The 11,691-nt window shown below is 63.4% G+C and carries 10 protein-coding genes; 5 read left to right on the top strand and 5 right to left on the bottom strand.

The genetic code is table 11. The annotated features are described in order from the left end of the window. Nucleotides 1-30 precede the first annotated feature (30 nt). Complete coding sequence (locus GGD63_RS12605) at nt 31-1,494, bottom strand: GH1 family beta-glucosidase (protein WP_183242267.1); 1,464 nt, start codon at nt 1,492-1,494, stop codon at nt 31-33. Between the two features lie 292 nt (nt 1,495-1,786). Here GGD63_RS12605 and GGD63_RS12600 point away from each other — a divergent pair, with 292 nt between their 5' ends. From GGD63_RS12600 to GGD63_RS12580, 5 genes are all read left to right on the top strand, one after another. Next, the gene (locus tag GGD63_RS12600; protein WP_183242265.1) at nt 1,787-2,878 is read left to right on the top strand and encodes a zinc metalloprotease HtpX; all 1,092 of its coding nucleotides are present in this window, start codon (nt 1,787-1,789) and stop codon (nt 2,876-2,878) included. A gap of 523 nt (nt 2,879-3,401) precedes the next feature. Beyond that, nucleotides 3,402-4,142 carry a hypothetical protein gene (locus tag GGD63_RS12595; RefSeq protein ID WP_183242263.1) on the top strand — a complete coding sequence of 247 codons (741 nt, stop codon included), beginning with the start codon at nt 3,402-3,404 and terminating at the stop codon, nt 4,140-4,142. Between the two features lie 80 nt (nt 4,143-4,222). Further along, nucleotides 4,223-4,678: a hypothetical protein gene (locus GGD63_RS12590; protein ID WP_183242261.1), complete on the top strand. Its 456-nt coding sequence runs from the start codon at nt 4,223-4,225 to the stop codon at nt 4,676-4,678. Between the two features lie 115 nt (nt 4,679-4,793). Further along, nucleotides 4,794-6,569 (top strand): S8 family serine peptidase, encoded by a 1,776-nt coding sequence (locus GGD63_RS12585; protein WP_183242259.1) that lies wholly within the window; start codon nt 4,794-4,796, stop codon nt 6,567-6,569. A gap of 172 nt (nt 6,570-6,741) precedes the next feature. Next, nucleotides 6,742-7,059 carry a hypothetical protein gene (locus tag GGD63_RS12580; RefSeq protein ID WP_183242257.1) on the top strand — a complete coding sequence of 106 codons (318 nt, stop codon included), beginning with the start codon at nt 6,742-6,744 and terminating at the stop codon, nt 7,057-7,059. 103 nt (nt 7,060-7,162) lie between these two features. On the opposite strand, the gene GGD63_RS12575 is transcribed toward GGD63_RS12580, so the two are convergent. From GGD63_RS12575 to GGD63_RS12560, 4 genes are all read right to left on the bottom strand, one after another. Further along, complete coding sequence (locus tag GGD63_RS12575; protein WP_183242255.1) at nt 7,163-8,140, bottom strand: tripartite tricarboxylate transporter substrate binding protein; 978 nt, start codon at nt 8,138-8,140, stop codon at nt 7,163-7,165. A gap of 76 nt (nt 8,141-8,216) precedes the next feature. Further along, nucleotides 8,217-9,062, bottom strand: a complete 846-nt coding sequence (locus GGD63_RS12570; protein WP_183242253.1) for a fumarylacetoacetate hydrolase family protein — start codon at nt 9,060-9,062, stop codon at nt 8,217-8,219. After that, a complete protein-coding gene (locus tag GGD63_RS12565; protein ID WP_183242251.1) occupies nt 9,059-10,681 on the bottom strand; it encodes a bifunctional 3-(3-hydroxy-phenyl)propionate/3-hydroxycinnamic acid hydroxylase in 1,623 nt (540 codons plus the stop codon). The genes GGD63_RS12570 and GGD63_RS12565 overlap by 4 nt, the downstream gene beginning before the upstream one ends. Next, nucleotides 10,678-11,577 carry a VOC family protein gene (locus GGD63_RS12560; RefSeq protein ID WP_183242249.1) on the bottom strand — a complete coding sequence of 300 codons (900 nt, stop codon included), beginning with the start codon at nt 11,575-11,577 and terminating at the stop codon, nt 10,678-10,680. The genes GGD63_RS12565 and GGD63_RS12560 overlap by 4 nt, the downstream gene beginning before the upstream one ends. Nucleotides 11,578-11,691: the final 114 nt, after the last annotated feature.

Below are 11,691 nucleotides of genomic sequence, written 5' to 3'. Positions count from 1 at the left end.
TCTCCCCGCACGCGGGGAGAGGCGAAGACATCACACCCCCGCGGCGTTCTTCGCGATGACGTTGCGGTAGTAGCTGGCGCTGAGCTTTGCGGTGCGGACCTGGGTGTCGAAGTTGACGTGATAGAGGCCGAAGCGCTTGCTGAGCCCGAACACCCATTCGAAATTGTCCATCAGGCTCCAGAGGAAATAGCCGCGCACCGGCACGCCCTCGGCGGTGGCGCGCTGCAGCTGGGCGAGATAGTTGCGCAGGTACATGACGCGGTCGGTGTCGTGGATCTTGCCGTCGGGCGTCACCACATCGTCGCCGGAGGCGCCGTTCTCGCTGATATAGATCGCATCCGTCTTCCAGATCTTGGCCGCGAGCTTCGGCACCCAGTAGATCGTCTCCGGCGCGACGCGGAGCCAGTTCGAATTCATGTGCGGGAACGATTTCGGGATCGGCAGCGGCATGAAGCCCGCGCCCTCCTCGGACGGCACCACATAGTTCTGCGGCGCGTAGATGTTGAGACCGAGGAAATCGACCGGCGAGGAGATGATCTTCAGCTCGGCCTCGGTGTATTTCGGCGCGTCGGCGCCGGCATATTTCAGGAAGGCGTCGGTGTAGCGTCCCTCCATGATGACGTTGAGATAGCCGGCGTTCATCTCGCGTAGCGCGATCTCGGCGGCCTGGACATGCTCGGGCGTGTCGATCGCGGGAACGCAGACGTCGATGTTCTCGGCAGGTCCCACCCTGGTGCCGCGGCGACCATGGGCCCGCACCGCCTGCACCGCGAGCCCATGCGCGAGCGCGCTGTTGTGCCTGACCTGGTTGACCTCTCTCTGCGACAGCGTCACGCCGGGCGCGTCGATGCCGAGGCCATAGCCGAACTGCACGAAGCGGCCGCTCTCGTTCAGCGTGAACACGTTCTTGACGCGATCGGTCAGGTGCTCGGCGACGTAGGCCGCATAGTCGCCGAAGATCTTGCAGGTCTCGGTCGAGCGCCAGCCGCCGAAGCGGTCCTGCAGCGATTGCGGCAGGTCCCAATGATAGAGCGTCGCCCACGGCTCGATGCCGTTCTTGAGAAGCTCGTCAATGAGCCGATTGTAGAAATCGAGCCCTTTGGCGTTCGGCTTGCCGTCCCCATCCGGAAACACCCGCGGCCAGGCGATCGAGAAGCGATAGGCCTTGCAGCCGAGTTCCTTGATGAGCGCGATGTCCTCCTTGTAGCGGTGGTAATGCTCGTTGGCGCGGTCGCCGGTCGAGCCGTCCTCGATCTTGCCGGGGATGCGCACGAACTTGTCCCAGATCGAGACCCCTCGCCCGCCCTCGTTGACCGCACCCTCGACCTGATAGGACGAGGTCGCCGTACCCCAGAGGAAGCCTTGCGGGAAACCGCGCGAGCTGCCCGGCGCGGCGTCGGCCTTTGCCTCGACGGATTGCCCCGGCGCCGTCATCGCCGCTGCGGAAAGCCCCGCGATCTTCGCGAACTGGCGACGCGAGAACTTGTCCGACATTGATGCTGCTCCGGCTAGGGTTGTTCCGGGCCGCACAATGGCGAGTCTCGGCCGATTTGAGAAGCCGGGTTCCCACATTGTCTTTGCTGCAACACTGCCCTCTCCGACGGAGCGCCGCTAACGCGGTTTATCTGACCAAACCATTGTTTAGCTTGAACAGAACCGGGTTCCTAAGGTCTCATCCACGCGCTTGCCCCGAGGCGGATCGGAGTCCCGTGTGGATACCGGGACTTTTCTGTGTCCAAGGCATGAAACTCGCATGACAAGGCACCAGGAGATCCGTAGCTTTTCTTTGAACGCGCACGAGGGGACAAGGGTGATTCACGCTGGCGTAAGCCCGATGCCGTTTCGTGGTGATCGGCACGGCCAAGATGTCGGTGCCGGCCTCGCGCCAGGCGTCTCGTTCGCTCTGGTGCGACATGCGCCGCGAGAGATGCTGCGCGTTTTACGGTACGGCCCCACCGTCACCGTGGAGATGCATTGGCCGTCCGGAGAGATGGGCCTCTTCCTGCGATGCCGAATCGAGCTGAGCCCGAGAGACTCGTCACGGTTGCGGCATCGGCGGCACGCCCATCAGGCTGCGAACCATCAATCATCCCAATTGGCGATCCTTGCAATGACATTGCTGCTCGGTGTCTGCGGCTGGATCGTCGGCGGAGCCGCGGGCATGCAGCGGGCGCTGTCGGGAAGCGCGCCCCGTCCCGACGACATGATCATCTCGCGCGAGAACGTTTATCGCTGGTTCGGCGCCCACCTGCTGTCCCCTGCCGAGGCGCCGGACCTGTTCGCCATTCTGACAAAAGTTTGCAGCCGGGCCGGCCTGGTGCGATTGCCGGATCTCTATTGCCTGCCGGCACCACGCGACATGAATGCCTATGCGCTCGGCGGACCGGATCGCAGTGCCATCGTGTTGACCGAGGGCCTGCTGCGCGGCATGACGCGCGACGAGATCGCCGGGATATTGGCCCATGAAGTCGCGCATATCCGCAACAATGACGCCTGGACGATGGGCTGGGCGACAGCGTTGCGACGCGCGATCGATTGGACCTCACTCGCTGGCCTCGCACTGCTGCGAACCAGCCATCATCACGGTGGCATGACGTCAAGCCGGCCATTGACAATGCTGCTGAGCGCAGCACCGACTCTTGGCCAGCTCCTTGGACTTGCTCTGTCGCGCGTGCGCGAAATGGATGCAGACGCAACGGCACTCGAACTGACCGGCGACTCGCGAGCGCTCATCGCCGCGCTCGACAAGCTGGAGCGCCATCACACCGGCTCTGCACCAAGCCGCACCTCCGCATTCGCGCATGATCCGGCGCGTTTGCTTCGCAGCCATCCCGCCACCTCCGAGCGCGTCGGCACATTGCTCAACCTCGCCTATTAGCATTCGCTGAAGTTTTCACCGATGCACATAGGAAGGCTCGCTGACCAGGCAAAGCGTGCTGACGAAAATCCGCGCGCTTGAAATTTTTGCGGAGCTGGATCGTCGCCAAAATATCGCCGCGCTTGCGCGAAACTATTTCGCCGTGAGTACGTTTTTCGCGTCTCTGCTCATAAGAATTGGAGAGAAGTCAGCGCAATTGCAGAGCGTCTGAGCGGACGTAGGACATAGGTGAAAAATGGCTGGCCACGTCGCCAGCGAGGAAAATCCGCTCCCACATCTCTCGACGGCTGTCATTTTGCCGCTTTGAAACACCTTACCGTCGGCTTGCCACCTTGAGACGCGCCCCGCGCCTCTGGGTGACATTGCTTACGGCTAAAGCTTCTGTGCCAAGCATTTGAACTTGAAGGTCCAACGCCGTCGCACCGGCGTGAGGGACGGCTATTGCCACCGAAGGGGTCGCGCATGCGAACTGCCTTCGCAGAATTTTGGGCTGAGGGCACCAACCATCGCAAGGAGACAAGCGATGACCTACTATGACACCCTGCAACAACACCTCGCGCATGGTTCGCCATTCGGACAGTTCGGTCCGCAACAATGGGGGTCGGGAACATTCGGTTCGCAAGGCGGCCAACAGTTTGGAGGAGGCGGTCTTGGATTGGGCCAAGCGGCCTACGGACAGCAATATGGACAGTTCGGCGGTCAGCCGACCTTCGGCGCGTTTGGATATGGCCCCGGCTGGGGCGGGCAAACGGGCTGGGGTCAGCAGCACTGGGGCGGCCAACAGCGCCAGCTTTCGCCACAGGACGTGAATGAGGTCGTGCGGCAATTGGTACCGGCGCTGCCCCAAATTCTCGCGCAAGCTCAGAACCCATTCGCAGGAATGGGCTATGCGGCTTACGGCCAGGCGCCACGGCAGCTAAGTCCGCAAGACGTGAGCGAGGTCGTGCGGCAGATCCTGCCCATCGTGCCGCAGATCGTGGGAATGCTGCAGGGCCAGCCCCAAATGCAGCATTCGGCCATGCACGGCGGTCTCGGCCAGGGTCAATTCGGTCTCGGCTATCCCGCGCAGACTCAGCCAGCGCAGATGTGGGGTACGCAGTTCGGCGCGCCGCAGTTCCAGGCGGCATTCGGCGGTGCGACGGGCTTCGGCCAGCAGCGACAACTGACGCAGCAGGATGTCGCCGACATCACCCGCCAGCTGATCGGCGTCATTCCCCAGGTCATCGGTAATCTTCAGGCCTATGGCCAGCAGCGGATGATCTGACCGCGCGGTAAGGCGCGACCGGCGCCAAAAGCGGCGGTCGCGCCCGCCCTTGCGCATGCTTCTTCCGAAGGAGAACCCTCATGTCGGATTCCAATCCCTCCGCCGCATCGTCACAGCGCCACTCCTCAGACATTCAGCAGCTCGTCGGCCTGCTTGGCAATTTGATGCCGCTGCTCTTGCGCCTGCAATCGCAAGGGTTCGAGCAGCCGTTCCGAACCGCGCCCGGCAGCTTCCCAATGCCGAACCCGGCGCTCGATTATCAGGCTGCGGAAAACATGATCGGAGACATGATTGCAGAAACGCTGCGTTCGCTCTCCGCCTATCTCGAGGCCAACGCGGCACAGCATGCGGGCCTGGAAAACTGCGTCGCGATCGTCACCCAGGCGGCCAACAAGTTTACCGAGCGGGATTTTGCGCAGGCCTTCAACCTGATCTATTTCGCCTATCGCGCGATCGAAGCCGCCCGCGCAGCCGATCCCCGCATTCCATTGCCGCGACAGTCTTCGATTGATCGGACGCAATCTTCCATCCACTAGGGCCCGTTCCAATGGAATCGGAACGGGCTCCAGATTCTTGTCTTGACGCGTTTTCTTTTCGCGAACCGGTTATCCACTTCGCTCAAAAACGCTCTAAATCAACGGAGGCGACGCCATGGCAGCAAGTCCAGATGATGCGCGACCGACCTCGAACGGCAATCGAAGCAAACCCGTGCGCAACACCCAATACATGATCGCGCCAGCGGGTCCCGGCATCAGCGCACAGACACTGGCCGAACAACTGAGCCAGCTCGGCAACATCCTGTGGACCCATGACCAGCGCGGCGTCAGTGGCCCGCCCATTGCGATCGTGCGCATGCCTGACGAAGCCGCGGCCGCGTTGCGCCGCTCCACGGCCGGCAGCTTGATCATCGAGCCGGACAGCCATCTGCGAGCTGCGTCCTTTGCCGGCCCGGGCGCTGCTTTCATCCCGGCGGCCGCGACAATGACAGCACTGGGGCCGGACTTGAAGGTGACGATCCGGATCGTCAGCGAGACAGGCGCGCCTGTGGAACAGGCAAATGTGCGGCTCATCGGCGAGCAGGCGTCAACTCAAGGGCAGACGGACCGTGACGGCAACGTCGATCTGACGCTGCGGGACGAAGTGCCGGAGACAATCGCCGCCATTTTCGTCAACGCGTGCTCCGGCCATTGGGGCTTGTGGCAACAGCAGCCCAATATCGAGGCCAATGCGGTGAACACCCTCACCCTGAGACCGTTGCCGCTACCTGACCGACTGGATTGGGGCGGCGAGGCGATGCGCTTCGATCAGATTCCCGACCACTGCCGTGGAGCCGACATCAAGATCGCGCTCATCGATAGCGGCGTGGCGACCAGCCACAGGCAATTGGCAGGCATCAAGCACGGTATCGATGCCCGAAGTGGCGAGGATCGCTCATGGTCGAAGGACATCACCGGCCACGGCACGCCTTGCGCAGGCATCATCAATGCGGCTGCGCGGGCAGATCACGGCATCCGCGGCTACGCCCCGGAGAGCGAACTGCATGTTTACAAGCTTCCCCTCGATGCCCGTTGCAGCGACCTGATCGCAGCGCTCGATGATTGCCTGCAAAACGGCATCGACGTGGCCTGCGTCGGGGTCGGTTGCGAGCGCGGCTCCGCACTGGTCGAGCAGCACATGGCCATGGCCAAGCAGCAGGGCGTCAGCATCATTGCCGCCGCCGGCAACTCGGGACAGGGCGTATTGTTTCCGGCCTGCTCGCCGCATGTCATGGCCGTCGGCGCGATCGGACGGATGGGAAGCTTCCCGGACGACAGTCCGCAGGCGGCACAGGCCGCAGCCGCGACTGCGGCGGCAGGCGGGTTGTTCGTACCGCCGTTTTCCTGCCGCGGGTCCGAACTCGACCTGTGCGCGCCCGGCGTCGCGATTATGACCTGCCAGTCGCCGGACGGCTACGCCGTCTGCGACGGCACCTCGCTCGCAGCGGCTCACGTTGCCGCGCTTGCGGCGTTGATCCTCGCCGATCACGGCGACTTCAAGGGCAGCTTCATCGCCAAGGATGCCCACCGGGTCGAACGTCTCTTTCAAATTCTGAAGGATACGGCGCAACCCATCGGACATCCATGGCAGACCGGAGTCGGGTTGCCGGATGCAGCTCGCGCGCTCGGCATCTGGTCCGATCAGCGCCCCCTTGCCATGCCGCTGAATGCGGGATTGCGCCAGATGCGCAGCGCCATTCGGCAGCTCGATCGGATTCCATTCGGCGCAAGCCGGGCGATGATGTTCGAGCCGCCGCGCGGCCCGGCCAACGTGACGCGGCTTCCGCTGAATCCGGCCCCTCTCGCGTTCCGGACCGCCGGCGCGGGAACAGCGACGGTGCATGAACTCAGGGCAGCGATGGCGCTCGCAGGTCTGGCGGAAGGACCTTAGGCGATGATCGGGACTCCGCTGTCGCAGAGCGCCGCGCAAACCTGCATGACCTGATCCATTGCAGCGCAATGCGCGGCGTTGGCCACTAACCCTTTTTATCCGTGGCTTTCTCACCGCAAAGGCTCAGAGTTGTCAGCACCAAGCAAAGCCAACTCTGAACCGGCGAGGACCCATGAGTCGCTCACCCTCTATCGTGCCGCATGCACCGGTCAGCCATGATGTCTATCTTGTGCTCGAGGACTTCGGCGGCCGGCTGGGGTGCGCCTGGTGTGAGACTGCCGAAGAGGACGCAAATCGTGCCACGCTGGTGCGGCATCTGGTCGAAGGGCAATACGAACGTCCCGTCCGCATCATTGCCTTCAATCCAACAGAGGGGTGGTCGCGTGATGTCACCGCGGATATCGCCGATGAGATTCGCCGCCGCTTCGTCGAACTCGACAACGTGGCGCCATCCCTGCTGGCATTTCTGGACAGAGTGGCGGGCCACTAAATGCGGGAGTCCACGTCGCGCGCTTGCCACGCGCACGAGCTCGTCACGGTTTTGGCGAGCTTCCTCAAGAACCACGCGTCACTGATCTGATTGCAATAGGCCGCTATTCAGGCTCGATGCCGAGCCCCTGGATGATCTTGCCGGACGAGGCGAGCTGCTCGTCGAGGAAGCGCTTTGCGCCTGCCGTCGTCACGGCATCGCCGACATGGACATCGAAGCCGAGGGTGGGCGCGCGCTCGCGCACATCGGACGATTCCAGCGCGCGTGCAATCTCGGCACTCAGTTTTTCGACGATGTCGGCGGGCGTGCCAACCGGCGCCATGAACATGAACCAGCCCTGGAGATCGACGCTTTGCAGCGTCTCCGCGATCGCGGGAACGTCCGGCAGGGAGTCGATCCGCTTGGCTCCGGCAACGGCAACCGGTCGAAGCGTACCCGCCTTGATGAAGGCCTCGGCGATCGATGCCGCCTGGATCGTCACCTGGATGCGACCCGAGATGGCGTCCTGCACCGCATTCGTGGTCGTGTTGTAGGGGATGAGGACGAAGCTGGTTCCGGCGTTCTTGTTGATCGCTTGAGCGATCAGACCCGAAAGGTTGCGCGCACCGTCGACGGCGAGGCTCAACGAACCCGGCGCCGATTTTTCCAGCTTGATCAGTTCCGGCAGCGACTTGGCCTTCACCTCGGGATTGACGAGAAGGACGTGGTTGCTCTTGGCCACCATCGCGACCGGCACGAAGTCTTTCACGGGATCATAGGGGAGCTTCTTGAATGTGTAGGGGTTGGTGACGAGCGCGGCAGACGTGGCGAACAGGAACGTGTAGCCGTCCGGAGCCGCACGGGCGACCGCCTGCGTGCCGACGAGGTTTGCGGCCCCCGGACGATTCTCGACGATGAACTGCTGCCCGAACGTCCGGGAGAGTTTCTCGGTGATGAGGCGACACATCACGTCGGGGCTATTGCCCGCCGGCTGCGGCACGACGACGGTCACAGGCCTCTGCGGCCACGACTGCGCGAAGGCCGGAAGACAGAAGCAAAGCGCAGCGCCGGCGAGCAGCAGACGACGTGATAGTCCGACCATGGTGTTCCTCCAGGAAGATGCCGCTTTGCGAGCTTTTTTTGTTCGTTCGCAGCCGTCGCCGGCTGCGGCCGTCCGATCAGGTTTCGTCTGCGACGACATTCCTGAGCACGCCGAAGCGTTCGACCTCGATCTCAACGACGTCGCCGGGCTTCATCCAGAGTGGCGGCTCGCGCCGTGCACCGACGCCCCCCGGCGTCCCGCTGACGATGACGTCGCCGGGCTCGAGCCGCGTAAACGTGGAGCAGTATTCGATCTGGCGCGGGATATCGAAGATCATCTGCTTGATCCGCGCTTCCTGCATGACCTGCCCGTTGAGGCGGGTCTGGAGCTTGAGCTCGCCGAGCGGACCGAGCTCGTCAGGCGTCATCATCCAGGGCCCGAATGCGCCGGTGTCCGGAAAATTCTTTCCCGGCGTGAACTGATGCGTGTGACGCTGGAAATCGCGGATGCTGCCGTCATTGTAGCAGGAATAGCCCACGACATGGTCCATGGCATCCGCGCGGGAGATGTAGCGGCCGGCCTTGCCGATGATGACCGCAAGTTCGCCTTCGAAATCGAGATCGGTCGAGACGCGCGGCCGCACGATCGGCTGCAAGTGTCCGGTCTGGCTGTTGGCATAGCGCGAGAAGATGGTGGGGTGATCGACCTCGGCGCGGCCGGTTTCCTTGCGGTGGGTCTCGTAATTCAGGCCCACGCACAGGATCTTGTCCGGGTTCGGGATGACCGGCAGCCAGACGACTTTCGAGATCGGAACCGCAGCGGCGGCAGCTCTTGCCTCCGCAACACCTGATAGCCCAGAGCCTATGGCCGCTTTCAGATCGGCATAGCGCGACGCCAGCACGGCGCCGACATCGAAGAAGGTCTCGCCTTCGATAATGCCCCAGGTGGTGCGGCCGTCGATTGCTACGGTGCTCAGTTTCACGGCGTTCTCTCCATTTTCAGATCGGGAATATTGTCTGGCCCGGACGGGACGTCTCGAAGACGCATGTCGATCTCGGCTAAGAGATCGCCGAGCTCGGTGGCATTGCGCGCGGTGCCGAAGACGTAATGATCGGGCCGCACGATCGCGGCGACGACACCGTGGCGATCGAACCAGCTCGCCAGCACGCCCTCGGTCTCTTCGAGCACATTCGGACGACCAGCGCCGGCAGGCGCGATTGCGGTGACAGATATGTCGGCGCACGCGGCGCAGAGGGAAAGCATGGAAACAGCGTCATTGCTGCGGCCGTCGATGAACAGCCGCCAGCCGGGACCGGTCACTTCGTCCAGCAGGCCCGTCGTTGCGCCGCGTGGAATGCGCGGCTGCGGAAACAGAGTGCCGCGCGCCGGCGTCTCGTGATGCGCCAGACATCCGGCGCGGAGCGGCGGGATGATTTCCTGCCGCGTCAGGAGCAGCGGCTTGCCGCCGCCATCCGCCAGGATCTGCGCATCGCGCCGCCGGGCGGCTGCCGGATCGCGCTCGCAGATCGACTCGCCGATCGTCTTGATCTTGCCGGTCAGCTCGATGACGTGCTGCTTGCGTTCAATTGTGTAGCTATCGAGCAGACTGTCGGAGGAAACGCCCTTGAGCACACGATCCAGCTTCCAGACGAGGTTCGTGGCGTCACGCAGGCCCTGGCACATGCCCTGGCCGATGAAGGGAGGCTGCTGATGCGCGGCATCGCCGGCGATCAGGATCCTGCCGTTGCGCCAATCGGCGGCAACGAGGGCGTGGAAGCGATAGGAGGCCGCCCGCCACAATTCCCCGTCATTTGGCGTGAGCCAGGGCGCGAGCAGCTTCCAGACATTGTCGGGCCGCTCCATCTGCCGCGCGTCTTCACCCGGCAGCAGCATGATCTCCCAGCGGCGATGGTTCTTCGGGCCGATGAGGAAGCTCACGGGACGCGACGGATTGCAGAATTGCGCGGAGCATTGCGGCACGCGCGCAAGCGCGTCTTCGTTCACGCGGACGTCGACCACCAGCCAGGGTTCATCGAAGATGAGGTCCTCGAGCGCAATACCTGCGATCTGACGCACGGTGCTCGATGCGCCATCGCAGCCGAGCACATAGCGCGCCGTCACGGAACGGTGCCGTCCATCCCTGTCCTTCAGACGTGCCTCGACGCGATCGGGCGCTTGAACGAGATCGAGCAGCTCGACGCCGAGCTCTGCCCGCACAGTGGAGAATCCGGTCGCGTGGCGGCGCAGCTCGGCCTCGACCGCGGGCTGGCTGAACACCATGCTCGGCGTGTAGCCGAGCGGATAAGGTTTTGCGACCATGTCGATGCGCCGGATCAACTGGCCGTCGACGCCAAAATGCTCCGATGCGGTGAAGGGCTCGATATAGGGCGAGATCGCATCGGCGAGGCCCATATTGTCGAAGTGACGGAAAATCTCGTGATCGAGCGCGATTGCACGCGGCTTGTCGTAGACATCAGTGAGCCGGTCGATGACCAGCGTGCGATGACCGAGGCGGCCGAGCTGGCCTGCGGCAACGGCGCCGGTCGGCCCGAAGCCAACGACGAGCACGTCATAGTCGATGGCGCCAGCCGTACCCGTCATGCGCGCGCCGTCGTAAAGGGAATGGCGAGCTGCGCCGTCTTACAGGCCTCCGACTTTGGCGGGGCGATGCCCCACTGATCGGTTCGTCCCGGAGGCCAGACCCAATCGCTCGGCCCCTTCGCGACGTAGCTGTCGTCGATCTGCAAGACCTCGGCTGTGTATTCGATCACGCTACCGGCCGGATCGACGAAATAGGCGAACACGTTGTCGCCCGGTCCGTGACGGCCGACGCCCCATCCGATCGGATAACCGTGGTCCACCATGCGGCCGGAGCCGCGCATGACGGACTCGAGATCAGGCATGAGGAAGGCCACGTGGTTAAGGCCGTTGCGAGAAGCCTCCGCAAGCACGATCGCGTGGTGATCGCTGTTGCAGCACAGGAACGCCATCAGCTTGGACCGATCCGACAGCCGGAATCCCAAGGTGTCCTGGTAGAATGCGGAGAGCTTTTCGATGTCGGCGCTGTTGATGTTGACATGCGCCAGCCGCTCGGGGCGATCGGCGATCACGCGCGCCGGCTTGGTGCGATCGCCATGAACGAACTCGATGACGCATCCCTGCGCTTCGCGAACCACGAAACTTGTCCCGCCTGACGGCGCAGGCGACGGTGCCGGTGAGCTGATCACCTCACAGCCGGCTTGCCGCGCACGCGCGAACAGGCGGTGCAGATCCTCCTGCGAGCGGGCGCGGAAGCTGATCTTGCGGAGTGATGTCGCCTCCCCCGGCGTGAGCTCGAGGACGTGGAAGTCGCTGCCCGTCGCGGCAAGGTACACCGTGCCGCCCGCTTCCGCCGCGACGTCGAGGCCCCAGACCTTGCTGTAGAACTCGACCGAGCCGGCAAGCTGCGGCGTCGTGATCTCGACGCTGCGCAGGGCCATCACCGGAAAGTCGGACATCGGGTCTCCTTATCGGGGGATGCGAACGCCACCCTATTAATATGTACAAAATTACACGTAAAGCAAAAATTTATAAATAATATGCGGAAGCCCTGCTAATGTACATAAATGCTG

This window comes from Bradyrhizobium sp. cir1 (genome assembly GCF_014198245.1).
Classification (GTDB): domain Bacteria; phylum Pseudomonadota; class Alphaproteobacteria; order Rhizobiales; family Xanthobacteraceae; genus Bradyrhizobium.
Note: the sequence above shows the minus strand (reverse complement) of the source record. Positions and strands in the feature narration are given on the sequence as shown.

What these genes read in the sequence shown, in the direction of transcription:
- GGD63_RS12605 (WP_183242267.1), bottom strand. Translation starts at nt 1,494, where the DNA reads ATGTCGGACAAGTTCTCGCGTCGCCAGTTCGCGAAGATCGCGGGGCTT.
- GGD63_RS12595 (WP_183242263.1), top strand. Translation starts at nt 3,402, where the DNA reads ATGACCTACTATGACACCCTGCAACAACACCTCGCGCATGGTTCGCCA.
- GGD63_RS12590 (WP_183242261.1), top strand. Translation starts at nt 4,223, where the DNA reads ATGTCGGATTCCAATCCCTCCGCCGCATCGTCACAGCGCCACTCCTCA.
- GGD63_RS12585 (WP_183242259.1), top strand. Translation starts at nt 4,794, where the DNA reads ATGGCAGCAAGTCCAGATGATGCGCGACCGACCTCGAACGGCAATCGA.
- GGD63_RS12580 (WP_183242257.1), top strand. Translation starts at nt 6,742, where the DNA reads ATGAGTCGCTCACCCTCTATCGTGCCGCATGCACCGGTCAGCCATGAT.
- GGD63_RS12575 (WP_183242255.1), bottom strand. Translation starts at nt 8,140, where the DNA reads ATGGTCGGACTATCACGTCGTCTGCTGCTCGCCGGCGCTGCGCTTTGC.
- GGD63_RS12565 (WP_183242251.1), bottom strand. Translation starts at nt 10,681, where the DNA reads ATGACGGGTACGGCTGGCGCCATCGACTATGACGTGCTCGTCGTTGGC.
- GGD63_RS12560 (WP_183242249.1), bottom strand. Translation starts at nt 11,577, where the DNA reads ATGTCCGACTTTCCGGTGATGGCCCTGCGCAGCGTCGAGATCACGACG.